Below are 25,546 nucleotides of genomic sequence, written 5' to 3' on the forward strand. Positions count from 1 at the left end.
GTTACGCGGAGGCCGACCGGGCCTTCCACCGGGAGGTTCTCGCCCTGGACGGCAACGACCAGCTGGTCCAGGTGGCCGAGGAACTGCACCGGCGCTCCCAGTGGCCCCTCCCCGGCGCCCCGCGGGTGCGCCGCGCGGACCTGGTCGCCGACGCCGCGGAGCACTCGGCGCTGCTGGAGGCGCTGATCGCCGGCGACCTGCCGGTGGTCGAGGCCCTGGTCCGCGAACACTTCGCCGGCTCCGCCGCAGCCTGACGCCTGCCGTCGGCCCGCGGCTCCGGCGGGGCTGGTCCGGCCGGCTCCGCGCCCGCCCCCCCGGTTCACCCGTCCGTGCGTAAGCGCGCCGCCGCTTCCGGGGGCCTGCCCCCCCGCACCCCCGCGCCTCAATCGCCGGCGGGTCTGGATTCCGGCTGGTCACCGTCGCCGAAATGCCTGCCCCAGGGCCGGCTGCTCAGCCCCGCCGGCGTGTGAGGTGCGGGTCCGGGCGGAGCCCGGGTGGGGAGGTGAGTCCGGTCAGGTGGCCGGGGCCGGGTGGAGTTGGTCGGCGAGCCAGGTGGGGATGCCGCCCAGGAGGCGGAACAGGCGGCGGGCCTCGGCGCGCAGGCGGCTGGCCTCCGGCTCCGGCTCCGCCTCCGCCAGCGCCGCCAGTGCCGGCGCCGTCCCGACCAGGAATCCCAGCTCCTCGCGGATCCGCAGCGACTCCGCGAAGCCCTTGCGGGCCTCCGCCACCTCGCCGTCCCGCAGGGCCAGCGCGGCCAGGTGCCGCCAGGTGAACGACAGCAGCAGGGTGTCGCCGTTCGCCGCGGCCCCCGCATGCGCGCGCCGGTACGCCGGCCGCGCCGACTGCGGGGCGTCCGCGAGGTGTTCCGCGACCAGCCCCCGCCGCAGGTCCAGCAGGGGGCGGGTCCGGGAGTCCGGGGACAGCAGGGCCGCCGCGCGTCCCAGGGCCGCGCGCGCCTCGTCCGCGCGGTCGCGGACCCCCAGCACGGTGGCCACGTACGCCAGGTGCCCCCGCTCGCAGGCCGCCGCGCCCCGCCCGTCGTCGTCCGCGGCCACCGCCTCGGCGACGCGCAGCGCGTCCTCGGCCTCCGCCCAGCCCTGCCCGGTGAACAGGCACCGCTCGATCAGCAGCGCGGTGCGCTGCACGGCGGCGCCGGCGTCGTCGTCGACATGCGGGGCCAGCAGGGCCGCCGCATCGGTCCAGCAGCCGCGCGAGCGCAGCCGCCATATCGCCCGCTGGAGGGGGTCGTCCCCCCCGGTGGTTCCGGCCCCGGACATGGCGGTGTCCGCCACATTGCCCTCCCCAAAGCAACCAAGCAGCACGTCTTCGAGCCCTGGGGCGAAATGAGAGCACGGATCGGCAGGTTCGGCCAAGGGGTCGGGTGAACTCTTTCACAAAGTCCGGACACCGCGTCAGCACATTCCGGAAGACGCCCCTCCCGCCCCTGCGGCGGAACTGCTCAGCTCATCCGCAGTGCCAGGAAGAAGTCCAGCTTGTCCTCCAGCCGCGAAAGGTCACGCGACGTCAACTGCTCGATTCGCCCGACCCGGTAGCGCAGCGTGTTGACGTGCAGGTGCAGCCGCGTGGCGCACCGCGTCCAGGACCCGTCGCAGTCCAGGAACGCCTCCAGCGTCGGGATGAGCTCGGCCCGGTGGCGCCGGTCGTAGTCCCGCAGCGGGTCCAGCAGCCGCGCCGTGAACGCGCGCCGCACGTCGTCCGGAACGAACGGCAGCAGCAGCACGTGCGAAGCCAGCTCGTGGTGGCCCGCCGCGCACACCCGGCCCGGGCGCGCCGCGGCCACCCGGCGGGCGTGCCGCGCCTCCTCCAGCGCCCCGCGCAGCCCCTCGGCGGAGTGCACGGCCGCGCTGACGCCCAGGGTCAGCCGACCGTCGCCGTCCAGGCCGGCCTGCAGCGGGTCGCGTACGGCGGCCAGCAGCTCGTCGGCGTGCAGCGCGGTACCCGGACCCTTGTCCTCGGCCGGCTCCCCGGGGTGCGCGGGCAGCGGAACGAGCGCGATCGCCTCGTCGCCGGTGTGCGCGACCGCGATCCGGTCCGAGGGCTCCGGACCCGAGGCGGACGGGTCGACGAGGATCTCCTCCAGCAGCGACTGGGCCACCGGGCCGCCCTGGATGTCCCCGCCCTCCCAGTCCACCCGGGCCACGACGACCTGCCAGTGCGGGGCGGCGCCCAGCCCCGGCAGCAGCACCGGGGCCGCCACCCGCAGGCGGGCCGCGATCTCGGCGGGCGCGGCACCCGTCTGGACCAGCTCCAGCACCTCCTGCGCCAGCCGGCGGCGCACCGTGCGGGCCGCGTCGCGCCGGTCCCGCTCGACGGCGATCAGCTGGGTCACGCCCTGCAGCAGGTCCAGCCGCTCGGCCGGCCAGTCGCCCGCGTCCGCCTCGACCGCCAGGAGCCAGTCGGACAGGACGCTCTCGCGCACGTCGCGGCCGCCGGGGGCGGCCGGGCCGCGCCCCGCTCCCCTGATCGGGAACAGCGAGTAGGTAATACCCTGGATGGAGATCCGGTGCGGGCCCCTGCGCCCGGTGCGGACCGCCGCGAGGTGCTCGCCGGCCAGAGCCGCACAGATGGCCGACGCCAGGGGTTCTCCCGCTCCGGCGATCTGCCGGCCCGTCGGGGAGAGCACCCAGGCGCGCAGATCGAGGTCGGTGGTGAGCAGATCGAGCACCACGTCCGGGCCACCGCCCGCGGGACCCGAGGTCATCAGGCGGCGGTGGCGGTCCACGACGGCTGCGAGATCGCCCGCGCGCTCCCCGGAGACCTGCCGTACGACGTACTCGGTGATCGTGGCGAATGCAACGTCCTCGTTCACGGCGAACAGCGGCAGGCGGTGGTGTTCGCACGCCGACACGAGATCGTCGGGGATGTCGCCCAGCTCCGCCTCGCCGGCGGCGAGGCCGGCGACGCCCGCGCTCGCGAGGATTCGTACGAACGGCTCGGAGTCGGCTGAATTTCTTCGCCAGGCCAGGCCGGTGAGGACGAGTTCGCCCCCCGTGAGGTACCGGCTGGGATCCCTCAGGTCGGTCGTCATGACGCCGCGGACCGTCCGGTCGAGTTCTTCCTCGCCGCCCAGCAGCCGCAGCCCCAGCGCCTCGGTTTCCAGCAGTGCGCGCAGCCGCATGGTGTCGCCGCCGATCTGTCTCGAATGTTGCCGTAGGAAATCGGGCAGGTCGTTGCATCCTGCCTTTCATACGAATCTACAAGACGAGGGAGGCCGCCAGCCAACTCCTTCATGGTTTCGGTGACTGCACCCGGGGGACGCCCGGCTTGTGTACTGGCTCCACACCGCGTTAACACCACGTGAACGACCAGTCGAGGGCCCGTCCGCCTCCTGGCTTGAAGTGAACGACCCGATTACAAGAAGAGAGCCACACATGGACTTCCTTCGCCCCGCCAGCTGGGAGGAGGCACTCGCCGCGAAGGCCGAGTACCCGACAGCTGTGCCGATTGCGGGTGGCACCGACATCATGGTCGAGATCAATTTCGACCACCGCCGTCCGGAGTACCTCCTCGACCTCAACCGCATCGACCTGCTGCGGGAGTGGGAGGTGGGCGAGGAGGTCACCAGGCTCGGCGCCTCCGTCCCGTACACCCAGATCATGGAGAACCTGCGGGAAACGCTGCCCGGTCTCGCGCTCGCCTCGCACACGGTCGCGTCCCCGCAGATCCGCAACCGCGGCGGTGTCGGCGGCAACCTCGGCTGCGCCTCGCCCGCCGGCGACTCCCACCCCGCCCTGCTCGCCGCGGGCGCCGAGGTGGAGGTCGAGTCCGTGCGCGGCAGCCGCATGATCCCGATCGACGGGTTCTACACCGGCGTCAAGCGCAACGCGCTCGCCGCGGACGAGCTCATCAAGACGATCCACATCAAGAACGCCACCGGTCCGCAGCAGTACTCCAAGGTCGGCACCCGCAACGCGATGGTCATCGCGGTGTGCGCGTTCGGCCTGGCCCTGCACCCGCAGAGCCGTACGGTCCGCACCGGCATCGGCTCGGCCGCGCCGACCCCGATCCGGGCCAAGGCGGCCGAGGAGTTCTTGAACGCCGCGCTCGACGAGGGCGGGTTCTGGGAGTCCGGCAAGGTCATCACCCCGTCGATCGCCAAGCAGTTCGGTGAGCTCGCCTCCGGCGCCTGCAACCCGATCGACGACGTTCGCGGCACGGCGAAGTACCGCCGTCACGCGGTCGGCATCATGGCTCGCCGCCAGCTGGTCTGGACGTGGGAGCAGTACCGCGGCAGCAACGGCCGCTCGCTTGAAGGGGCTGCGTAACCATGCGCGTCAATTTCACCGTCAACGGTCGTTCGCAGCAGGCCGACGACGTCTGGGAGGGCGAGTCCCTCCTCTACGTCCTGCGCGAGCGCCTGGGCCTGCCCGGCTCCAAGAACGCCTGCGAGCAGGGCGAGTGCGGTTCCTGCACGGTACGCCTCGACGGCGTGCCGGTCTGCTCCTGCCTCGTGGCCGCCGGCCAGGTCGAGGGCCGCGACGTCGTGACCGTCGAGGGCCTCGCCGACTTCGCCAAGCAGCGCGAGGACCACGGCCACTCCTGCGGCACCGGCGCCTGCGGCGGCGCCCAGGGCGTCTCCACCGACGAGGCCAAGCAGTGGACCGCCAAGGGAACCGATTCGCAGACCGGCGAGGGCGCGGAGCTCTCCCCGATCCAGCAGGCGTTCATCGACGCCGGCGCCGTCCAGTGCGGTTTTTGCACCCCGGGCCTGCTGGTCCAGGCCGACGCGCTGCTGGAGAGCAACGCCGACCCGTCCGACCAGGACATCCGTGAGGCCCTCTCCGGCAACCTCTGCCGCTGCACGGGCTACGAGAAGATCCTCGACGCGGTCCGCCTGGCGGCCGCCCGCCAGGGAGAGGCGGTCTGACCATGGCCAACACCCGCACCGCCCCGTCCGGTACGCCGACCAACGTCTCCCAGAAGCACCACCAGGGCGGCATCGGCGAGTCCACGCTCCGCCCTGACGGCACCCTGAAGGTCACCGGCGAGTTCGCGTACTCCTCGGACATGTGGCACGAGGACATGCTGTGGGGCCAGACCCTGCGCAGCCCCGTCGCCCACGCCGAGATCGCGAGCATCGACATCTCCGAGGCGCTGGCCGTGCCCGGCGTCCACTCGGTCCTCACCTACGCGGACCTCCCGGCCGAGATGAAGAACTACGGCCTGGAGATCCAGGACACCCCCGTCCTCGCCAACGGCCGCGTACGCCACCACGGTGAGCCGGTCGCCCTCGTGGCCGCCGACCACCCCGAGACCGCACGCCGCGCCGCAGCCAAGATCAAGGTGGACTACAAGGAGCTGCCGCTCGTCACGGACGAGGCCTCCGCCCTCGCCCCCGACGCGCCGCTCATCCACGAGGGCCGCGACGACCACCACGCCGGCCACGTCCCGCACCCGAACATCGTGCACCGCCAGCCGATCGTCCGCGGCAACGTGGAGGAGGCGCGCAAGCGGGCCGACGTGATCGTCGAGGGCGAGTACACCTTCGGCATGCAGGACCAGGCCTTCCTCGGCCCGGAGTCCGGCCTCGCCGTGCCCTGCGAGGACGGCGGCGTCGACCTGTACGTCGCCACCCAGTGGCTGCACTCCGACCTCCGCCAGATCGCCCCCGTCCTCGGCCTGCCCGAGGAGAAGGTCCGCATGACGCTCTCCGGCGTCGGCGGTGCCTTCGGCGGCCGCGAGGACATCTCGATGCAGATCCACGCCTGCCTGCTGGCGCTCGCGACCAACAAGCCGGTCAAGATGGTCTACAACCGGTTCGAGTCCTTCTTCGGCCACGTGCACCGCCACCCGGCCAAGCTGTACTACGAGCACGGTGCCACCAAGGACGGCAAGCTCACCCACCTGAAGTGCCGGATCGTCCTGGACGGCGGCGCCTACGCCTCCGCCTCCCCGGCCGTCGTCGGCAACGCCTCCTCGCTCTCCGTCGGCCCGTACGTGGTCGAGGACGTGGACATCGAGGCCATCGCCCTCTACACGAACAACCCGCCCTGCGGTGCCATGCGCGGCTTCGGCGCCGTCCAGGCCTGCTTCGCGTACGAGGCCCAGATGGACAAGCTCGCGGCCAAACTGGGCATGGACCCGGTCGAGTTCCGCCAGCTCAACGCCATGGAGCAGGGCACGATCATGCCCACCGGCCAGGTCGTGGACTCGCCCGCCCCGGTGGCCGAGCTGCTGCGCCGGGTCAAGGCCCGCCCGCTGCCGCCGGAGCGCCAGTGGGAGTCGGCGGGCGAGGGCGCGGACGTCCGCGCGCTGCCCGGCGGCCTGTCGAACACCACCCACGGCGAGGGCGTCGTCCGCGGCGTCGGCTACGCGGTCGGCATCAAGAACGTCGGCTTCTCCGAGGGCTTCGACGACTACTCCACCGCCCGGGTGCGACTGCAGACCATCGGCGGCGAGGCCGTCGCCATGGTCCACACGGCCATGGCGGAGGTCGGCCAGGGCGGCGTCACCGTGCACGCCCAGATCGCCCGTACGGAGCTCGGCGTCACCAACGTGACCATCCACCCTGCCGACACCCAGGTCGGCTCCGCAGGTTCGACGTCCGCCTCCCGGCAGACGTACATGACCGGTGGCGCCGTGAAGAACACCTGTGAGGCCGTGCGCGAGAAGGTCCTGGAGATCGGCCGCCGGAAGAACGGTTCCTACCACCCGGCGTGGGCCACCGCCGAGCTCCTCCTGGAGGGCGGCAAGGTCGTCACCGACGGCGGCGAGGTCCTCGGGGACATCGCCGAGATCCTCGACGGCGAGGACGCCATCGACATCGAGCTGGAGTTCCGCCACCGGCCGACCGTCGCCTTCGACCTGGTCACCGGCCAGGGCGACGGACACGTCCAGTACACCTTCGCCGCGCACCGCGCGGTCGTCGAGGTGGACACCGAGCTCGGCCTGGTCAAGGTCGTCGAACTGGCCTGCGCCCAGGACGTCGGCAAGGCCCTCAACCCGCTCTCCGTCGTCGGCCAGATCCAGGGTGGCACCACCCAGGGCCTCGGTGTCGCGGTGATGGAGGAGATCATCGTGGACCCGAAGACCGCGAAGGTGCGCAACCCCTCCTTCACGGACTACCTGATCCCGACGATCCTCGACACCCCGAGCATCCCGGTCGACTACCTGGAGCTCGCCGACCCGAACGCCCCCTACGGCCTGCGCGGTCTCGGCGAGGCCCCGACCCTGTCGTCCACCCCGGCCGTCCTCGCGGCGATCCGGGCGGCGACCGGCCTGGAGCTCAACAAGACGCCGATCCGTCCGGAAGCCCTCACCGGCACCCTCTAGGACGGCGTTCTCCGGGGGCCGTACGGCCCCCGGACCCCAGACTCTCCGGGCGGTGCGGCAGCGGAACGTCCCGCTCTCGACCGCACCGCCCGGAGCACGGAGTCCGGCACACGGGGACCGCACCGCTCGCGGTCCGCCCCACCGGCAGTACCCCCGAAAAGAAGGAAGGGCGGCGCCAGTACCCCGGCACCGTCACCAGTACCGCAGAACCCCCGCAGTACCCGCAGTACACGCAGTTCGCAATCGCGTCGCCTCGGGCCGTCACCCCGGGTCGTGCAGCCAACGGCATTTCCCAAATCCCGCCTCCGCTTCCGGAAAACCTTAGAGCGGGTGCCCCTTTGAACCTTGGGAGTTAGGCACCATGACCCAGTCGTCTGTGGAGCCCAGGACCACCGCGGAAGAGGCCGGCGACGGCTCTCGCAATCCCGCCGGGCGTTCTTGGCTCGACCGGTACTTTCACATCACCCATAGAGGGTCGAACGTCGGGAACGAGGTCCGTGGCGGTGTCACGACCTTCATGGCCATGGCGTACATCCTCCTGCTCAACCCGCTGATCCTCTCCGGCAAGGACGTCGCCGGGGACACCCTGAGCCAGAAGGCCCTGATCACGGCCACGGCGGTCGCCGCGGCCCTGACCACGCTGCTGATGGGCTTCCTCGGCAAGGTCCCGCTCGCGCTGGCCGCCGGCCTGTCCGTCTCGGGTGTGCTGGCCTCGCAGGTCGTCCCGCAGATGACCTGGCCGCAGGCCATGGGCATGTGCGTCATGTACGGCGTCGTGATCTGTCTCCTGGTCGTCACCGGCCTCCGCGAGATGATCATGAATGCGATCCCGCTCGCGCTCAAGCACGCGATCACCATGGGCATCGGCCTGTTCGTCGCCCTCATCGGCCTGGTGAAGGCCGGCTTCGTGCACGAGAACCCCGCCCCGGGCGGCGGCCCGGTGGTCCTCGGACCGACCGGCGAGCTGGCCGGCTGGCCCGTGCTCCTCTTCTCCGTCACCCTGCTGCTGATCTTCATGCTCCAGGCCCGCAAGGTCCCCGGCGCCATCCTGATCGGCATCATCACCGGCACCGTGCTCGCCGCCGTCCTCAACGTCATCGCCGACATCGACGCCAAGGCCTGGGCCAGCGGTCCGCCGGTCCTGGAGGGCTCGGCCGTCTCGATGCCCGACTTCTCGCTCTTCGGCCAGGTCGAGTTCGGCGGCTGGGGCGAGGTCGGCGCGATGACCGTCGGCATGATCGTCTTCACCCTGGTGCTGGCCGGCTTCTTCGACGCGATGGCCACGATCATCGGTGTCGGCACCGAGGCCAAGCTGGCCGACGACAAGGGCCGCATGCCCGGCCTGTCCAAGGCCCTGTTCATCGACGGCGCCGGCGGTGCCATCGGCGGCGTCACCGGCGGCTCCGGCCAGACCGTGTTCGTCGAGTCCGCGACCGGCGTCGGCGAGGGTGCCCGCACGGGCCTCGCCTCCGTGGTCACCGGCCTCTTCTTCGCGGCCTGCATCTTCTTCACCCCGATCACGCAGATCGTTCCCGGTGAGGTCGCCGCCGCTGCCCTGGTGGTCATCGGCGCGATGATGATGCAGAACGCCCGCCACGTGGACTGGGCCGACACCGCGACCTCGATCCCGGTCTTCCTGACCGTCGTGCTGATGCCCTTCACGTACTCGATCACGGCCGGTGTCGCCGCCGGTGTGATCTCCCACGTCGCGATCAAGGTCGCGCAGGGCAAGGCCCGTGAGGTCGGCGGGTTCATGTGGGGACTGACGGCTGTGTTCATCGTCTTCTACGCACTGAACCCCATCGAGGGCTGGCTCGGGGTCCACTGACCCCGACCGAAGGGCACCGACCCTCCACGCATCCCATACTGGAACCCGAACCTCCGAGGAGGCCGCAATGCTGGACATCGCCGAAGAACTGAACCGGTGGGTCGAGCAGGGACGTGACTTCGCCGTCGCCACCGTCGTGGCGGTCGGAGGCAGTGCACCCCGGCAGCCCGGAGCGGCCCTCGCCGTCGACCGCGAGGGCACGGCCATCGGCTCGGTCTCCGGCGGATGCGTGGAGGGCGCGGTGTACGAGCTGTGCCGCCAGGCGCTCCAGGACGGCGAGTCCGTCCTGGAGCGCTTCGGATACAGCGACGACGACGCCTTCGCCGTCGGCCTGACCTGCGGCGGGATCATCGACATCCTCGTCACCCCGGTCCCCGTCGGCGCGCCGGACCGCGAGGTCTTCGCCGCTGCGCTGGCCGCGGCCTCCCGCGGCGAGGCGGCGGCCGTCGCCCGGATCGTCGAGGGCCCGCAGGAGCTCAAGGGCCGCGCGGTACTGGTCCGCGGCGACGGCGGTTCGCAGGGAGGCCTCGGAGGCCACCCCGAACTGGACCGCACCGTGGCCGAGGAGGCCCGCGCCATGCTCGACGCCGGCCGGACCGGTGTGCTGGAGATCGGTGCCGACGGCCGGCTGTGCGGGGAGCCGCTGAAGGTCCTGGTCGAGTCCAGTGTCCCGCCGCCGCGGATGATCGTCTTCGGCGCCATCGACTTCGCGTCCGCCCTGGTGCGGATCGGCAAGTTCCTCGGCTACCGCGTGACGCTGTGCGACGCGCGGCCCGTGTTCGCGACGAAGAAGCGTTTCCCCGAGGCGGACGAGATCGTCGTGGACTGGCCGCACCGCTACCTGGAGGCCGCCGAGGTCGACGGCCGGACCGTCCTGTGCGTGCTCACCCATGACGCCAAGTTCGACGTGCCGCTGCTGCAGCTCGCCCTGCGGCTGCCCGTCGCCTACGTCGGCGCCATGGGTTCGCGCCGCACCCACGAGGACCGCAACCGGCGCCTGCGCGAGGTCGGCGTGACCGAGCTCGAACTCGCCCGCCTGCGCTCCCCGATCGGGCTGGACCTCGGCGCCCGCTCCCCGGAGGAGACCGCGCTCTCCATCGCCGCGGAGATCGTCGCCAACCGGCGCGGCGGCTCCGGGGCGGCCCTGACCGGCGGTCACATCCCCATCCACCCCGACGTCTCCCAGACGGTGGTCGGCAGGATCGGCTCGGTGGCTTGAAGGGGCGGCCACCGGACCCAGGGGGACGGCCGCCGGACCGGCGACCCGCAGGCATGACGGCAACGGGCGCAGCCACAGGGATTGCGCCCTTTTGCTGCACCCCCTATTTTACCGGCGGTAACAGCGCCTGCCTGCAACGGAGTTGAGCGTATGTCCCGGACGCACCGGCCCGCCCGCGCACCCCTGCTCCGTACGCTCCTCGCGGCGGGCGGGCTGGCCGCGGCCGCGCTCGCGGCGGGCGCCGCGACACCGGCCGCCTCGGCGTCCGCGACCGCCGCCGCGCCCCCGGCCCCCGCCGCCGCCCCGTCGGCGCTGCGCGAGGTGCTGTTCGTGGGCAACAACTGGGACGGCACCGCCGACGTCCTCGCCTCCACCGGCAACCTGGAGCGCATCGGCCGGATCAACGTGATCCCCGACAAGGAGGAACGCCTCCGGGAGATCTACCTCAACCCGATCAAGCTGGGCTTCTTCCTCGGTATCCGGCACACCGCCGGTGAGGGCCACGACCAGTTCGTCGACGACATGTACACCACCCCGGACGGCTCCGCCGTCGTCGTCTCCCGCCCCAGCTTCGCCGACGTCGTCTCCCTCGACCTGCGCACCGGCCGGATCAACTGGCGCTTCCCCGTCTCCGGGTACCGCTCCGACCACATGGCCGTCTCGCCCGACGGCACCCGGGTCGCGGTCTCCGCGTCCACCTCGAACACCGTGCACGTCCTCGACATCGCGACCGGCCGCCAGGTCGGCTCCTTCGCCACCGGCGACAAGCCGCACGAGAACACCTTCTCCCGTGACGGACGGCTGATCTGGAACGCCTCCATCGGGGAGGTCAACACCGCCCTGGACGCGCCCTGGCTGGACTGGACGAAGGGCGACCGGAAGTTCACCGTCGTGGACGCCCGGACCTTCCGCACCGTCCGCGTCATCGACATGCGCGAGCGCCTGGACGCCGCCGGCCGCCCGGACCTGTCCGATTCGATCCGGCCGAACGCCTTCACCCCGGACGAGTCGAAGCTGTACTTCCAGGTCTCCTTCTTCAACGGGTTCGCGGAGTACGACGTCGCCTCCGACCGGATCACCCGTGTCAAGACCCTCCCGCAGAACCCCGCCACCAACACCGACCGCACCACCTGGGTCAACGACTCCCGCCACCACGGCATGTCGATGAGCCCCGACGGCACCAAGCTGTGCATCGCCGGCACCATGGACGACTACGCCACCGTCGTGGACCGGGCCACCCTCGCCGAGGGCCCGCTGGTCCCCGCCGACAAGCCGTACTGGGCCACCGTCGACGGCGACGGCACCGGCTGCGTGATCTCCGAGAGCGGTTCCGACCGGGTCACCGCCATCGACTTCGCCACCGGCACCAAGCGGGTGTCCGTCCCCGTCGGCGACCACCCGCAGCGCGTCCGGATCGGCCACGTCCCGGCCGGCTGGACGGGCCCCGCCAGGTGACCCGGCAGGCTCAGGCGGGCCGCCGCCCCACGGCGGCCGCCGACACCCCGGACGCCGGCATCCCGAACGAGGCGTGCCCCGGGCCGGCCGGCAGCGCGCCCGGGGCGCGGCGCAGGTCCTCCTCCCCGTAGCGGCGCACGCTCCGGTGCCAGTGGAGGACGGACGCCATCCAGTCCTCCAGCTCCCGTACGTACGCGTCGAGCGAGGCCCGCGCCGTCCGGTCGAGACCGTGGTCCTCGTACAGCACCGGGAGCTGGTGGTCGCGGATGTGCTCGAACTCGGCGATGCGCTGGACGAGCAGGTCGGACACGATCCGGAACGCCTGCGGGTAGTCGATGTCGAAGAAGTGCTGGGTGACGAGGACGTGGTTGTGCAGCTCGCCCTCGAACTCGACCTCCTTCTGGTACGAGAAGAGGTCGTTGACGAGGCACCCGACGTCGGCGGCGGCGTTCTCCAGCGAGCGCACCGTCCCGTCCCGCCGGACCCCGGGCGGGACCCCGTCGTCCCCGCGGCCCGCCCTGGCCAGGAACATCGTGAGATGGCTGCCGAAGGTGAGACGGCGCATCTCCGCGTAGTCGACCGGGTCGGGGATCCGGTTCACGGCGGTGTTGCCGATCTCCCAGACCCAACTGTCCAGCATTCCGACGAGATGGCCGCGGAACTCCTCCAGGTCCGCCCCGCGAAGCCGGGCCGCCGTCCGGGCCCACAGGTCCTTCAGGCTCCGCTCCAGCACGGTGACCGGCTCCCCGGCCGCCACCCCGCGGACCGGCATCACGGCGAGCAGCCGGTCCGTCGCCGCCCTGGCCGCGCCGGGCGACTTCGACCGCCCGAAGACCCTGGGGTAGTAGTCGTCCGCGTACGTGCCCCAGGCCAGCCACTGCGCGCTCAGGCACAGCGCCTCGGCCGTCGCATCGGGGTCGATGCCCGCGGCGCACAGCGCGAAGTCCATGCCGACCAGCATGTCCTCGGTCCACAGGTCCGAGCCGGGATCGCCCGGTTGCGGCTGCAGCAGGCCCTCGTCCCGGCACCAGGCGACCAGTTCGCGGCGGGCCAGGTCCAGGTGCGGGCTGAGGGACAGCGGGAACGGCGCGACGAGGTCGGGCAGCAGCGACGGCCCCACCTTCCGGTGGGGCACGTGCGTGAAGCTGCGCCGCCGCAGGCCCTCCGAGCGGGGCGTGAGGACGGGCCGCCAGTGGAGGGCCGACGTCGCCGTGCCCCGGGCTCCGGGTAGGAACGGCAGGGTGACCGGCCGGGCCCCGTGCACCCCCTCGTTCATGTACCGGCTGGAGACCGTGTGCCATGCGTGGCCGCCGGACTGCCAGTCCTGCAGGCCCTTCGCGTACGCGAGTACGGCCGCCGCCTCGTCCGGGCCCAGGCCCTGCTGCACGGCGAGGGCGGGCACCTCGGCGAGTGCCGTGTACTCGAACTGCTGGAGCCGGGACGTCAGCAGGTCGTTCGCCAGGTCGGCGGCCTCCTGGGTGGTGCACCCCAGGAAGGTCTCCAGCACCAGCACGGCGTTGGAGAGTTCGCCCTCCTGCTCCACCTCGCGCTGGTAGGAGAAGAGGTCGTTGCGGATGTGCACCGCATCGGAGAACGCGTCGCGCAGCACCTGGAGCGGGCGGGCGTGCGCGACCCGGGCCGGCACCTCCGCGGCCACGTACTCGATCAGCCCCGCCGACCAGGGGGCGCCGCCGACCTTGCGGCGCATCTCGACGTACTCCAGCGGATTGGCGACCCGGCCCATGTTGATGTTGTGGAGCTCCCACATGGACTCGTTGAGGAGGTTCCGCGTGGACTCGGAGAAGCGTTCCCTCCAGTCCATCGACATCGCGGGCACGGTCCGCGTCCACAGGTCCTCCAGGCCCGCCTCGACCGGGTTGGCCGGCTCGGGGAACCCGTCCGCGAGGTCCATCGGCATGAACGCGGCCAGCCCGTCGAGGTACTTCCGGGCGCCCTCGCGGTCCTGGCTGCGCTTGTACACCTCCAGGAAGTGGTCGTCGAAGAAGAACACCCACACGTACCAGTCGGTGACCAGGTTCAGCGCGTCACCGCCGCAGTCGGGGTGGGTGTACGAGCACAGCAGGGCGTAGTCGTGCGCGTCGAGGTCCTCCCGCGTCCAGACACCGGAGCCCTCCAGCATCCCGAAGTCGCGGGCCCACTGCCTGCTGTGGGCCCTGGCGGCCTCCAGACGGGGATTCAGTCGGGCCGGATGGGGCACGTAGAAATCCGGCAGTCGGAACGGCTGCGTCACGGCGGGTCAGGCCTTTCGGTCCGAGGGCGCGGGAGCCCCGGGCAGCGGCCCCCGCACGACATCAGCACGGCCCTACCCCGGCTCCGCCCCGGACAAGGGTGAGTTCACCGCTTCAGGTGACACGTCCGCCGATCCCCGGCGCGCCGGCCCACCAGGGGGTGGCCGGCGCACCGTGGCGTCGGGCGGAGGTGCGGGGCGGGCTACTCGGCCTCGGACTCCAAGTTGCCCTCCGAGTCGAGGTAGACCTGGCGCAGGGCCTCCAGGACCTGCGGGTCCGGCTTCTCCCACATGCCGCGGGACTCCGCCTCCAGCAGCCGCTCCGCGATGCCGTGCAGGGCCCACGGGTTGGCCTCCTCCAGGAAGGCGCGGTTCTCCGGGTCCAGGACGTAGGTCTCCGTCAGCTTGTCGTACATCCAGTCCGCGACCACGCCCGTCGTGGCGTCGTAGCCGAACAGGTAGTCCACCGTCGCAGCCAGCTCGAAGGCGCCCTTGTAGCCGTGGCGGCGCATCGCCTCGATCCACTTCGGGTTGACCACGCGGGCACGGAAGACGCGGCTGGTCTCCTCCACCAGGGTGCGGGTCTTGACCGTCTCCGGGCGGGTGGAGTCGCCGATGTACGCCTCCGGTGCCGTGCCGCGCAGCGCGCGGACCGTCGCCACCATGCCGCCGTGGTACTGGAAGTAGTCGTCCGAGTCGGCGATGTCGTGCTCGCGGGTGTCCGTGTTCTTCGCGGCCACCGTGATGCGCTTGTACGCCGACTCCATCTCGGCCCGGGCCGGACGGCCCTCCAGGCCGCGGCCGTACGCGTAGCCGCCCCACACCGTGTAGACCTCCGCGAGGTCGGCGTCCGTACGCCAGTCCCGGGAGTCGATCAGCTGCAGGATGCCCGCCCCGTACGTACCCGGCCGCGAGCCGAAGATACGGGTCGTCGCGCGCCGCTCGTCGCCGTGCTCGGCGAGGTCCGCCTGGGCGTGGGCCCGCACGAAGTTCTGCTCCGCCGGCTCGTCCAGGGACGCCACCAGCCGTACCGCGTCGTCCAGCAGGCCGATCACGTGCGGGAAGGCGTCCCGGAAGAAGCCCGAGATGCGCAGGGTCACGTCGATGCGGGGGCGGCCCAGCTCCGCGAGCGCGATCGGCTCCAGGCCGGTCACGCGCCGCGAGGCCTCGTCCCAGACCGGGCGGACGCCCAGCAGGGCCAGGGCTTCCGCGACGTCGTCGCCCGCCGTGCGCATCGCGCTCGTGCCCCACAGGGAGAGGCCGACGGAGGCCGGCCACTCGCCGTTGTCCGTGCGGTAGCGGGTCAGGAGGGAGTCGGCGAGCGCCTGCCCGGTCTCCCACGCCAGGCGGGACGGGACGGCCTTCGGGTCGACCGAGTAGAAGTTCCGGCCGGTCGGCAGCACGTTCACCAGGCCGCGCAGCGGCGAGCCGGACGGGCCCGCCGGGACGAACCGGCCGTCGAGGGCCGCCAGCACGTGCGCGATCTCGTCGGTCGTGCCGGCCAGCCGCGGCACCACCTCGCGGGCCGCGAAGTCCAGCACGGCCGCCACGTCCGCCGAACGGCCCGCGGCGACCGTGGCCACCGCGGCCGGGTCCCAGCCGGCGTCCTCCATCGCCTCCACCAGCGCCCGGGCCGTCTCCTCCACCGCGTCGGCGGACGTACGGGTGGCCGCGGACTCGTCCAGGCCGAGCGCCTCGCGCAGGCCGGGCAGGGCCGTCGTACCGCCCCAGATCTGGCGGGCGCGCAGGATCGCCAGGACCAGGTTGACGCGGGACGCGCCGGTCGGGGCACCGCCCAGGACGTGCAGGCCGTCGCGGATCTGGGCGTCCTTCACCTCGCACAGCCAGCCGTCGACGTGCAGCAGGAAGTCGTCGAAGCCGTCGTCGTCCGGGCGCTCGTCGAGCCCCAGGTCGTGGTCCAGCTTCGCCGCCTGGATCAGCGTCCAGATCTGCGCCCGGATCGCGGGGAGCTTCGCCGGGTCCATGGAGCTGATCTGGGCGTACTCGTCCAGGTGCTGCTCCAGGCGGGCGATGTCGCCGTACGACTCCGCACGCGCCATCGGCGGCACCAGGTGGTCGACCAGGGTGGCGTGCACGCGGCGCTTGGCCTGGGTGCCCTCGCCCGGGTCGTTGACCAGGAACGGGTAGACGAGCGGCAGGTCGCCGAGCGCGGCGTCGGGCGCGCACGCCGCCGACAGGCCGGCGTTCTTGCCCGGCAGCCACTCCAGGTTGCCGTGCTTGCCCAGGTGGATCATCGCGTCGGCGCCGAAACCGCCGTCCTCGGCACGGGCCTGGATCCACCGGTACGCGGCCAGGTAGTGGTGCGAGGGGGGCAGGTCCGGGTCGTGGTAGATCGCGATCGGGTTCTCCCCGAACCCGCGGGGCGGCTGGATCAGGACCAGCAGGTTCCCGCGGCGCAGGGCGGCGAGGACGATGTCGCCCTCCGGGTTCTGCGAGCGGTCCACGAACATCTCACCGGGCGCCGGACCCCAGTGCTCCTCGACCTGCTCGCGCAGCTCGGCCGGCAGTTCGGCGAACCACCGCCGGTAGTCGGCGGCCGGGATCCGGACCGGGTTGCGGGCGAGCTGCTCCTCGGTCAGCCAGTCCTGGTCGTGGCCGCCGGCCTCGATCAGGGCGCGGATCAGCTCGTCGCCGTCACCGGACAGCAGGCCCGGGATCTCCTCGGCGGGGCCGAAGTCGTAGCCGGCGTCCAGGAGGGCGCGCAGCAGCACCATCGCGCTGGCCGGGGTGTCGAGGCCGACCGCGTTGCCGATCCGCGAGTGCTTCGTCGGGTAGGCGGACAGGACCAGCGCGATCTTCTTGTCGCCGCGGGCGATGTGCCGGAGCCGGGCGTGGCGTACGGCGATCCCCGCGACGCGGGCTGCCCGCTCGGGGTCCGCCACGTAGGCGGGCAGACCGTCCTCGTCGAACTCCTTGAACGAGAACGGGACGGTGATCAGGCGTCCGTCGAACTCGGGCACGGCGACCTGCGTCGCGGCGTCGAGCGGCGACAGGCCCTCGTCGTTCTCCTCCCAGGCGCTGCGCGACCCGGTCAGGCACAGGGCCTGCAGGACCGGCACGCCCAGCCGGGCGAGCGCGCCCGCGTCCCAGGACTCGTCGTCGCCGCCGGCGGAGGCGGTCGCGGGGCGGGTGCCGCCGGCTGCGAGCACGGTGGTGATCACCGCGTCGGCCGCCTCCAGGGCGGTCAGCAGCTCCGGCTCCGGGGTGCGCAGGGAGGACACGTACAGCGGCATCGGGGATCCGCCCGCCGCCTCGATCGCGTCGCACAGCGCGTGCACGAAGGCCGTGTTGCCGCTCATCTGGTGGGCACGGTAGTAGAGCACTGCGATCCGCGGGCCGGCCGCGGCGGTGGACGCCGCTGCCGCCGGCTCCGGGCGTTCCAGGGCGCCCCAGGTGGGGGCGGCGGCGGGCGGCTCGAAGCCGTGCCCGGTGAGCAGGACGGTGTCGGACAGGAAGCGGGCCAGCTGCTCCAGGTTGGCGGGGCCGCCGTGCGCCAGGTAGGCGTGCGCCTCGGCCGCGATGCCGATCGGGACCGTCGACGCCTCCATCAGCTGTGCGTCCGGGGCCTGTTCGCCGGTCAGCACGACGACGGGGCGGGTCTGCTCGGGGGCCAGCAGCAGGTCCAGGCCGTCCTGCCAGGCGCGCAGACCGCCGAGGAGGCGCACGACGACCAGGTCGACGCCGTCGAGGAGGCCGGGGAGGTCGTCGAGGGGAAGGCGGGAGGGGTTCGCGAACCGGTACGGCACCGGGCCGTCCGCGGCCGCTCGGGCGCTGAGCAGATCGGTGTCGGACGTCGACAGCAGCAGGATCATGCGGCGGCAGGCCTTCCTCGGGGTTTCCGCGCCCCGGGCAGTGAGGACGGCGGGAGTTCCTGACTCACCCGGGTCGGCGGCTGCTCTGCCGGGTTCACAGTGGCGGGACCGCGCCGGAATCGCACCGGGCTTCCTCCCATGTCGCCGTCCTCGGCGATGAGCGGGCCGAATGGCACGCCGAAGGTCATCTTAGGTGCCGCTGCCCCGGCCGGGGAGTGGGGGTCGCGGCGCCGGCGCCAGGCGGGGCGGGAGAGGCCCATGAGCCGGTACCGCCCCTGGTGGGCGGGGGCGCGGGGGACTCCGGCGGGGCGTGCGCGGTCGTGCGTGTGCGGTTGTGCGGCGGGGCGTGGGGCGGGCGTGCGCGGTCGTACCGCGAAGTGCGCGGCGGCGGTGCGCCGGAGTGCGGAGGCGGGGGCGCGGCGGGCACGTGGCGGGGCGGCGGCTGGAGACGGGCCGTGGCCGGGCCGTGGCCGGGTGGGGGTGCTGGGAGGAGGCGGTGGTGGCCGCAGGTCGGGGGTGGTGACGGCCACAGGTCGAGGGTCCGGATTCGTGGGTATGCTCGCCGCCATGCCCACACCCCCCTCCGCCCCCGCAGCACGGGACGAACCCGTCATACGGGAGCGCGGTGACGCCTGCCCCGGCGCACTGCGCCTCCACGCGGCCGACGACGGGTACCTGGCCCGGGTGCGGATCCCCGGCGGGATGCTCGGCGAGGAAGCGGCCCGGCTGCTCGCCGACGCCGCCGACCGGCTCGGCGACGGGCACATCGACCTCACCTCGCGCGGCAACGCCCAACTCCGCGGGCTAGGCGCGAGCTGCGGCGGCGAACTGGCCGAGGTACTGGACCGGGCCGGGCTGCTGCCCACCCCCACCCACGAGCGGGTCCGCAACGTCGTCGCCTCGCCGCTGACCGGCCTGGACGGCCGCGGCCTGCCCGACGTGGCCCCGTGGGTGGCCGAACTGGACCGGCTTTTGTGCGCCGACCCCGACACGGCAGCCCTGTCGGGCCGCTTCCTGTTCGCCCTCGACGACGGCCGCGGCGACGTGGCCTCATTGGATGCGGACGTCACCGTCGTCGCCCGCGACGCCGAACACGCCCTCCTGTACGTCGCGACCTCCCCGGCCGCACCGACTGCCGTCCCGGCCCCTGTCGACGCGGCCGCGGACGGTCCGACGCCTGGTGGTGCCGACGGTTCGGCGGGCGTTGCGGAGCGGGCGGTGCTCGTGTCCGCGGCCGATGTGCCGCGCGCTGCCGTGGCCGCCGCACGGTACTTCCTCGACGCGGTTCGCGCCGCCGGTACGCGCGCCTGGCGGGTCGTCGAACTGCCTGCCGAACACGCCCTGCACGCCGCCGGGTTGGCGGACCGTCTGAAGGCCGTCGGCGTACCGGCAACCGCCGTCACCGCGCCCGGGCCCGTGCCCGCTGGGGTCGGTGGTGCCGCCGTCCCCCAGGGCGTCCGGAGTGCGGGCGCGGCCCGCCCGGACGGGCCGGGGCCGGAGCCCGGGCTCGTCGGTGGTGTCGGTGGTCTCGGCGGTGTTGGAGGGAGCGTTGCCGTCAGCGTCGTTGCGCCGCTCGCGCGGCTGACCACCGCTCAGTGGAGACTGCTGGCAGGGCTCACCGGCCGCATGCGGCTCACGCCCTGGCGCGGGATCGTCGTCCCCGGCCTGCCCGTCGACCGGGCCCCGCAGGCACTGGCGGCGCTCACCGCCGCCGGGCTCGTCACCGATCCCGACGACCCCTGGCGTTCCGTCACCGCCTGTACCGGACGGCCCGGTTGCGCCAAGTCGCTGGCCGACGTCCGCGCCGACGCCCGGGCCGTTGCCGCCCGCGCGACCGGGCCGCTGCCCGTGCACTGGTCCGGCTGCGAGCGCCGCTGCGGGCATCCCCGCGGCACCGCGTGGGTCGACCTCGTCGCCACCCCGGCCGGCTACGACCTCTCCGTCGCCGGCGGCAGTCCCCCGCACCTCGGCGGCCTCAAGACTCCCGACCACCTGGCCGCGGCCCTCGCGTCCGCACGCCGCACCACCTCCCACGACGACGCAGCGAAGAAATGAGCGAGTACACAGTGTTCGAGTACGAGAAGGACGGCGCGGAGATCTACCGCCAGTCCTTTGCCACGATCCGCGCCGAGGCGGACCTCTCCGGGCTGCCCGCCTCCGTCGCACAGGTCGCGGTGCGCATGATTCACGCCTGCGGAATGACCGACCTGCCCCGGGACCTCGGCTACACGCCGGAGGTCGTCCTGCGCGCCCGCGCCGCCCTGCACGCGGGCGCGCCCATCCTCTGTGACGTGCAGATGGTCGCCAGCGGCGTCACCCGCAAGCGGCTGCCCGCCGACAACGAGGTGATCTGCACCCTCTCCGACCCGGCCGTCCCCGCCCTCGCCCAGCGCATGGGCACCACCCGCAGCGCGGCCGCCCTCGAAGTGTGGCGCGACCGCGGCCTGCTGGAAGGCTCCGTGATCGCCGTCGGCAACGCGCCGACCGCCCTGTTCCGGCTGCTGGAGATGATCGAGGAGGGCGCGCCGCGCCCGGCCGCCGTCATCGGCGTGCCCGTCGGCTTCATCGGTGCCGCCGAATCCAAGGACGCCCTGGCCGCCCACCCCTCCGGCCTCGACCACCTCATCGTCCGCGGCCGGCGCGGCGGCAGCGCCATCGCGGCCGCCGCCCTCAACGCCATCGCGAGCGAGGAAGAATGAGCACCACGAGCACCACCACCAGCGCCGCCAGCACCGCCAACAGCACCAAGGGCCGCCTGTACGGGGTCGGGCTCGGTCCCGGTGACCCGTCCCTGATGACCCTGCGGGCCGTCGAGGTGATCGGCGAGGCCGATGTCGTCGCCTACCACAGCGCCCGCCACGGCCGCTCCATCGCCCGCTCCATCGCCGCCCGCCACCTGCGCGCGGACCACATCGAGGAGCCGCTGGTCTACCCGGTCACCACGGAAACCACCGACCACCCCGGCGGCTACCAGGGCGCGATGGAGGAGTTCTACGAGGCCTCCGCCGCCCGCCTGGCCGCCCACCTGGACGCCGGCCGGACCGTGGCGGTCCTCGCCGAGGGCGACCCGCTCTTCTACGGCTCGTACATGCACATGCACAAGCGGCTCGCCGACCGCTACGAGGCCGAGGTCATCCCCGGCGTGACCTCGGTCAGCGCCGCCGCTGCCCGCCTGGGCACCCCGCTCGTGGAGGGCGAGGAGGTGCTCACCATCCTCCCCGGCACCCTGCCCGAGGAAGAGCTCACCGCCCGCCTGGCCGCCACCGATTCCGCGGTCGTCATGAAGCTCGGCCGCACCTTCCCCGCCGTGCGCCGTGCCATGGAGGGCAGTGGCCGCCTCGCCGAGGCCCGCTACGTCGAGCGCGCCACCATGGAGGGGGAGCGGACCGGCGTCCTCGCGGACACCGACCCCGACACCGTCCCGTACTTCGCCGTCGCCGTCGTACCCAGCCGCATCGGCAACCCGGGCAGCGTGCCCTCCGGGCCCGGCGAGGTCGCCGTCGTCGGCACCGGACCGGCCGGGCCCCTGTGGCTCACCCCCGAGACGCGTCGGGCGCTGTCCGACGCCGAGGTCCTGATCGGCTACACCACGTACCTGGACCGGGTCCCCGCCAGGCCGGGGCAGATCCGGCACGGCTCCGACAACAAGGTCGAGTCGGAGCGCGCCGAGTTCGCGCTCGACCTGGCCCGGCGGGGCCAGCGGGTGGCCGTGGTCTCCGGCGGGGACCCGGGCGTCTTCGCCATGGCCACCGCCGTCCTGGAGGTCGCCGCGCAGCCGGAGTACAAGGACGTGCCCGTACGGGTCCTGCCGGGCGTGACCGCCGCCAACGCCGCGGCTGCCGCCGCCGGGGCCCCGCTCGGCCACGACTACGCCACCGTCTCCCTGTCCGACCGGCTCAAGCCGTGGGAGGTGATCGCGGAGCGGCTGCGCGCCGCCGCCGCGGCCGACCTGGTGCTCGCCCTGTACAACCCGGGCTCGCGCAGCCGGACCTGGCAGGTCGCCAAGGCACGCGAGCTGCTGCTGGAGCTCCGCTCGCCGCAGACCCCGGTGGTCGTCGCGCGCGACGTGGGCGGCCCGGAGCAGTCCGTCCGCATCGTCACGCTCGGCACGCTGGAGCCCTCCGAGGTGGACATGCGCACGATCCTGCTCATCGGCTCCTCGCAGACGCAGGTCACGGAGCGGCCCGACGGCTCGTCCATCGCCTGGACCCCGCGCCGCTACCCCTGAGCGGGCGAGCGGGCGAGCGGGCGATGGGCGAGGGGGTGAGTGGGCCGCGCGGGTCCGGGTGCGGCAGCGCCCCGGGCCCGCGGCTGGCCGCCGGACGGGTGGTGGGCGGCGGTGCGGTCGGGCGCAGTGGGCGGGGGTTCGGGGCTTCCCGGCCGCCCATCGTCCTTCCGGTGCGGGCCGGGAGGTTTCGTTTCAGGAGCGGCCGTGGTGGGAAGGGGCGGGCATCGTTCCCCTCGCCCCTTCACGCCTTCCAGAGGGCCGTCCGGCATCCGCCGAGCGGTGTCCGACGCCCCGGATCGCTACGTGGTCCTCGGTGTTCGGCGGCTGACGGAGAGTACGGTCTTCCCCGTCCGTGAGACCCGGACCGGCTCCGGTGGGGTCGTTCGGGTAGCCGTTGCACGCTTGCGGTGAAGCCCTCAGCCCGCGGCTGCGTACAGCCAGTCGGCCGCTGCTGCCGCGGTGCCGGCCTCCGGGATGCCCTCGGGGACCGGCGGTCGGCGGACGACGAGGACCGGGACGCCGGCCTCGCGGGCCGCGGTCAGCTTGGGGGCGGTGGCCGAGCCGCCGCTGTCCTTGGTGACCAGGAGGTCGATCCGGTGCCGGGCGAGCAGCCCGCGCTCGTCGGCGAGGGTGAACGGGCCGCGGTCCAGCAGCACTTCGAGGCGCGGGGGCACCGGACCGGCCGGGGGGTCCACGGAGCGCACGAGGAACCACGGTTCGGTGAGGTGCGCGAAGGCGTGCAACCCCGTGCGGCCCGTGGTGAGGAAGACCCGGCCGACGCCGAGTCCGGGGAGGAGGGCCGCCGCCCCGTCCAGGTCCGACGCGAACGTCCAGTCGTCACCGGGGCCCGGGGTCCAGCCGGGGCGGCGCAGCGCCAGCAGCGGTACCCCCGTGAGGGCCGCGGCCCGGGCCGCGTTGAAGCTCATCCGTTCCGCGAAGGGGTGGGTGGCGTCCACCAGGTGGGTGACGCCGTGCTCGGCGATCCAGGCCGCAAGCCCCTCCGGCCCGCCGAATCCGCCGATGCGGACCCCGCCCGGCGGGAGCACCGGCGCCGCGACCCGCCCGGCCAGGGACGTGGTCACCCGGAAGGGGAACGGGGCCGCGGTCGCGGCGGGTCCGGCGGTCAGCGCCTCCGCGAGGCGGCGGGCCTCCGTGGTGCCGCCCAGGACGAGGACGTGCGGTCCGGCGGGCGGCTCAGCAGACATGCCGGTCGCGTTCGGGGGAGTACAGGTGGCTGTCGCGGAACTGCTCGGCGCCGAGCGTGCGGCCCACCACGATGACCGCCGTGCGGACCAGGCCCGCCTCCTTCACCTGGTCGGCGATGTCGGCCAGCGTGCCGCGCAGGATCAGCTCGTCGGGGCGGCTGGCCATCGCCACTACTGCCACGGGGCAGTCGGCCCCGTAGTGCGGCAGCAGTTCGTCGACGACCCGGTCCACGTAGCGCGTGGCCAGGTGCAGGACGAGGAGCGCGCCGCTGCGGCCCAGGGTGGCCAGGTCCTCGCCCGGCGGCATCGGCGTGGCCTGCTGGGCGATCCGGGTCAGGATCACGGTCTGGCCGACGGTGGGGACGGTCAGTTCCCGCTTCAGCGAGGCCGCCGCCGCGGCGAACGCGGGCACGCCGGGCACCACCTCGTACGGGATGCCGGCCGCGTCGAGCCGTCGCATCTGCTCGGCGACCGCGCTGAAGATGGACGGGTCGCCCGAGTGGAGCCGCGCCACGTCCTGGCCCGCCTCGTGGGCCCGTACGCACTCGGCGATGATCTCGTCGAGGTTCAACTGTGAGGTGTCGACCAGGCGGGCGCCGGGCGGGCACTCGGCGAGCAGCTCGCGCGGGACGAGGCTGCCTGCGTACAGGCACACCGGGGCGGCGGCCAGCGTCCGGGCACCGCGCACCGTGATCAGGTCGGCGGCGCCGGGGCCCGCACCGATGAAGTACACGGTCATGTCTGCTGATCCTTCTCGTTCGCGCGGGTGTCCGCATGGGCGTGGGCCGGCGCACCGGCCGGAGCGTGCTCGTTCCCGGCCGGGTCCCGGGGCTTGGTGACGGACCACTGGGTGACCGGCATCGCCTGCCGCCAGCCCGTGAAGCCGCCGACCGGCACCGCGTGCGCGACGGCCAGCTTCACCAGGTCGCCGCCGTGCCGCCGGTACCGCTCGGTGAGGACCGCCTCCGATTCGAGGGTGACGGTGTTGACGACCAACCGGCCGCCGGGGGCCAGGGCCGCCCAGGCGGCGTCCAGCAGGCCGGGAGCGGTCAGCCCGCCGCCGATGAACACCGCGTCGGGGGCCGGGAGCCCGGCCAGTGCCCCGGGGGCGGCGCCGGTGACCACCCGCAGCCCGGGTACGCCGAGCGCGGCCGCGTTGCGGGTGATGCGGGTCGCCCGCTCCGGGACGCGCTCCACCGCCACCGCCCGGCAGGAGGGGTGCGTACGCATCCACTCGATGCCGATGGAGCCGGAGCCGCCGCCGATGTCCCACAGCAGCTCGCCGGGGGCGGGGGCGAGGGCGCACAGGGTCGCGGCCCGTACGTGGCGCTTGGTCAGCTGGCCGTCGTGCTCGTACGCGGAGTCGGGCAGGCCCGGGGTCGCGCCGAGCCGCGGGCCGGGTGCGGCAGGGTCGCGGCGGCAGTCCACGGCCACCACGTTCAGCGCGTCGCCGGGCGGGTGGTCCCAGCTGTCGGCCCGGCCCTCGTGCGCGTCCTCGCGCTCGGAGCCGAGCTGTTCCAGCACCCGCATCCGGCTCGGGCCGAAGCCCCGCTCACGCAGGAGAGCGGCGATCTCGTTCGGGGTCGCTGCTCCCGCGCTGAGCACCAGCACGCGCCGCCCCTCGTACAGGGCGGCCGCGAGCCGGGCCACGGGGCGGCCGACCACCGTGACGACCTCGGTCTCCTCCACCGGCCAGCCCAGGCGGGCGCAGGCGTACGACACCGACGACGGGTGCGGGTGGACCAGCAGCGCCCCGGGCCCGAGCTCCTGCGACAGCGCGCGCCCGATCCCGTAGAACATGGGGTCGCCGCTGGCGAGCACCGCGACCCGGCGTCCGGCGTGCTCCGCCATCAGCTTCGGCACCGCCGGCCGCAGCGGGCTCGGCCACGCCACGCGCTCGCCGCGGCAGTCCGCGGCGGGCAGCAGGTCCAGCTGCCGCGGCCCGCCGATCAGCACCTCGGCCGAGGTGAGGGCGGAGCGCGCGGCGGCGGTGAGCCCGGCCCAGCCGTCGGCGCCGAGGCCGACGACCGTGACGGGTATGGGGGGCGGCGGCGGTGCGGGGCTCACTGCGCGGTACCTCGGGGCGTCGGGGACGGGGGCTGACCACCCGCGGGTCAGGGAGCTGACCCGCCGGGAGGGGACGGACCCGCAGCCTACTGGCCGGGAGGCCCGACACCGGGTCCACCCCCGCACAGGACCGGGCTACCCTCGGTAACTCGCCGCCGTGAGGACAGTGA

17 protein-coding genes and 1 riboswitch are annotated in these 25,546 nt (G+C 73.6%); of the genes, 10 read left to right on the forward strand and 7 right to left on the reverse strand.

Features of this window, described 5'->3' with window-relative positions; translation table 11 throughout:
• A partial coding sequence (locus tag ACFV7Q_RS24045; RefSeq protein ID WP_385431339.1) for an FCD domain-containing protein occupies positions 1–254 on the forward strand: 254 nt, incomplete at its 5' end.
• Between the two features lie 258 nt (positions 255–512).
• Here the strand turns inward: ACFV7Q_RS24045 and ACFV7Q_RS24050 are convergent.
• A complete protein-coding gene (locus tag ACFV7Q_RS24050) occupies positions 513–1,292 on the reverse strand; it encodes a hypothetical protein (RefSeq protein ID WP_385431340.1) in 780 nt (259 codons plus the stop codon).
• Between the two features lie 167 nt (positions 1,293–1,459).
• On the reverse strand, positions 1,460–3,139 hold the full coding sequence (locus ACFV7Q_RS24055) for a PucR family transcriptional regulator (protein WP_385431341.1): 1,680 nt from the start codon (positions 3,137–3,139) through the stop codon (positions 1,460–1,462).
• 253 nt (positions 3,140–3,392) lie between these two features.
• Between ACFV7Q_RS24055 and ACFV7Q_RS24060 the strand changes: the two genes are divergently transcribed.
• The 6 genes from ACFV7Q_RS24060 to ACFV7Q_RS24085 all read left to right on the forward strand — a co-directional run bounded on the left by ACFV7Q_RS24060 (position 3,393) and on the right by ACFV7Q_RS24085 (position 11,795).
• Positions 3,393–4,286 carry an FAD binding domain-containing protein gene (locus tag ACFV7Q_RS24060; RefSeq protein WP_385431342.1) on the forward strand — a complete coding sequence of 298 codons (894 nt, stop codon included), beginning with the start codon at positions 3,393–3,395 and terminating at the stop codon, positions 4,284–4,286.
• Between the two features lie 2 nt (positions 4,287–4,288).
• The gene (locus tag ACFV7Q_RS24065; RefSeq protein WP_385431343.1) at positions 4,289–4,888 is read left to right on the forward strand and encodes a (2Fe-2S)-binding protein; all 600 of its coding nucleotides are present in this window, start codon (positions 4,289–4,291) and stop codon (positions 4,886–4,888) included.
• Positions 4,889–4,890: 2 nt separating this feature from the next.
• Positions 4,891–7,293: a xanthine dehydrogenase subunit D gene (gene pucD / locus ACFV7Q_RS24070; RefSeq protein ID WP_385431344.1), complete on the forward strand. Its 2,403-nt coding sequence runs from the start codon at positions 4,891–4,893 to the stop codon at positions 7,291–7,293.
• A 361-nt stretch (positions 7,294–7,654) separates the two neighbouring features.
• A complete protein-coding gene (locus ACFV7Q_RS24075) occupies positions 7,655–9,121 on the forward strand; it encodes an NCS2 family permease (RefSeq protein ID WP_385431345.1) in 1,467 nt (488 codons plus the stop codon).
• A gap of 67 nt (positions 9,122–9,188) precedes the next feature.
• The gene (locus ACFV7Q_RS24080; protein WP_385431346.1) at positions 9,189–10,340 is read left to right on the forward strand and encodes an XdhC family protein; all 1,152 of its coding nucleotides are present in this window, start codon (positions 9,189–9,191) and stop codon (positions 10,338–10,340) included.
• A 150-nt stretch (positions 10,341–10,490) separates the two neighbouring features.
• Positions 10,491–11,795, forward strand: a complete 1,305-nt coding sequence (locus ACFV7Q_RS24085) for a YncE family protein (protein ID WP_385431347.1) — start codon at positions 10,491–10,493, stop codon at positions 11,793–11,795.
• Positions 11,796–11,805: 10 nt separating this feature from the next.
• On the opposite strand, the gene ACFV7Q_RS24090 is transcribed toward ACFV7Q_RS24085, so the two are convergent.
• Positions 11,806–14,046: a germacradienol/geosmin synthase gene (locus ACFV7Q_RS24090; RefSeq protein ID WP_385431348.1), complete on the reverse strand. Its 2,241-nt coding sequence runs from the start codon at positions 14,044–14,046 to the stop codon at positions 11,806–11,808.
• A 200-nt stretch (positions 14,047–14,246) separates the two neighbouring features.
• The gene (cobN, locus tag ACFV7Q_RS24095) at positions 14,247–17,876 is read right to left on the reverse strand and encodes a cobaltochelatase subunit CobN (protein ID WP_385431349.1); all 3,630 of its coding nucleotides are present in this window, start codon (positions 17,874–17,876) and stop codon (positions 14,247–14,249) included.
• Between the two features lie 32 nt (positions 17,877–17,908).
• A riboswitch (cobalamin riboswitch) is annotated at positions 17,909–18,071 on the reverse strand.
• A gap of 372 nt (positions 18,072–18,443) precedes the next feature.
• On the opposite strand from cobN, the gene cobG reads away from it, so the two are divergent.
• The 3 genes from cobG to ACFV7Q_RS24110 are packed head-to-tail and all read left to right on the forward strand — an operon-like array spanning position 18,444 to position 22,104.
• Entirely contained in the window at positions 18,444–19,931 is a 1,488-nt protein-coding gene (cobG, locus tag ACFV7Q_RS24100) for a precorrin-3B synthase (RefSeq protein ID WP_385431350.1), read from the forward strand.
• Complete coding sequence (locus ACFV7Q_RS24105) at positions 19,928–20,575, forward strand: precorrin-8X methylmutase (protein WP_385431351.1); 648 nt, start codon at positions 19,928–19,930, stop codon at positions 20,573–20,575. The genes cobG and ACFV7Q_RS24105 overlap by 4 nt, the downstream gene beginning before the upstream one ends.
• Entirely contained in the window at positions 20,572–22,104 is a 1,533-nt protein-coding gene (locus ACFV7Q_RS24110; protein ID WP_385431352.1) for a precorrin-2 C(20)-methyltransferase, read from the forward strand. Before ACFV7Q_RS24105 ends, ACFV7Q_RS24110 begins: the two co-directional genes overlap by 4 nt.
• A gap of 416 nt (positions 22,105–22,520) precedes the next feature.
• On the opposite strand, the gene ACFV7Q_RS24115 is transcribed toward ACFV7Q_RS24110, so the two are convergent.
• From ACFV7Q_RS24115 to cbiE, 3 genes are read right to left on the reverse strand one after another with little or no spacing between them, the layout of a single operon-like run.
• Entirely contained in the window at positions 22,521–23,309 is a 789-nt protein-coding gene (locus ACFV7Q_RS24115; protein WP_385431353.1) for a cobalt-precorrin-6A reductase, read from the reverse strand.
• Entirely contained in the window at positions 23,299–24,048 is a 750-nt protein-coding gene (gene cobM, locus ACFV7Q_RS24120) for a precorrin-4 C(11)-methyltransferase (RefSeq protein ID WP_385431354.1), read from the reverse strand. Before cobM ends, ACFV7Q_RS24115 begins: the two co-directional genes overlap by 11 nt.
• Positions 24,045–25,376: a precorrin-6y C5,15-methyltransferase (decarboxylating) subunit CbiE gene (gene cbiE, locus ACFV7Q_RS24125; RefSeq protein ID WP_385431355.1), complete on the reverse strand. Its 1,332-nt coding sequence runs from the start codon at positions 25,374–25,376 to the stop codon at positions 24,045–24,047. Before cbiE ends, cobM begins: the two co-directional genes overlap by 4 nt.
• Positions 25,377–25,546: the final 170 nt, after the last annotated feature.

The organism is Streptomyces sp. NPDC059851 (assembly GCF_042732005.1).
In the GTDB taxonomy this organism is placed as follows: domain Bacteria; phylum Actinomycetota; class Actinomycetes; order Streptomycetales; family Streptomycetaceae; genus Streptomyces.

Coding starts and splice junctions, on each gene's coding strand:
- ACFV7Q_RS24085 (WP_385431347.1), top strand. CDS start 10,491: ATGTCCCGGACGCACCGGCCCGCCCGCGCACCCCTGCTCCGTACGCTC.
- pucD (WP_385431344.1), top strand. CDS start 4,891: ATGGCCAACACCCGCACCGCCCCGTCCGGTACGCCGACCAACGTCTCC.
- ACFV7Q_RS24105 (WP_385431351.1), top strand. CDS start 19,928: ATGAGCGAGTACACAGTGTTCGAGTACGAGAAGGACGGCGCGGAGATC.
- cobN (WP_385431349.1), bottom strand. CDS start 17,876: ATGATCCTGCTGCTGTCGACGTCCGACACCGATCTGCTCAGCGCCCGA.
- ACFV7Q_RS24060 (WP_385431342.1), top strand. CDS start 3,393: ATGGACTTCCTTCGCCCCGCCAGCTGGGAGGAGGCACTCGCCGCGAAG.
- ACFV7Q_RS24065 (WP_385431343.1), top strand. CDS start 4,289: ATGCGCGTCAATTTCACCGTCAACGGTCGTTCGCAGCAGGCCGACGAC.
- ACFV7Q_RS24055 (WP_385431341.1), bottom strand. CDS start 3,139: ATGCGGCTGCGCGCACTGCTGGAAACCGAGGCGCTGGGGCTGCGGCTG.
- cobG (WP_385431350.1), top strand. CDS start 18,444: ATGCCCACACCCCCCTCCGCCCCCGCAGCACGGGACGAACCCGTCATA.
- cobM (WP_385431354.1), bottom strand. CDS start 24,048: ATGACCGTGTACTTCATCGGTGCGGGCCCCGGCGCCGCCGACCTGATC.
- ACFV7Q_RS24110 (WP_385431352.1), top strand. CDS start 20,572: ATGAGCACCACGAGCACCACCACCAGCGCCGCCAGCACCGCCAACAGC.
- ACFV7Q_RS24075 (WP_385431345.1), top strand. CDS start 7,655: ATGACCCAGTCGTCTGTGGAGCCCAGGACCACCGCGGAAGAGGCCGGC.
- ACFV7Q_RS24115 (WP_385431353.1), bottom strand. CDS start 23,309: ATGTCTGCTGAGCCGCCCGCCGGACCGCACGTCCTCGTCCTGGGCGGC.
- ACFV7Q_RS24080 (WP_385431346.1), top strand. CDS start 9,189: ATGCTGGACATCGCCGAAGAACTGAACCGGTGGGTCGAGCAGGGACGT.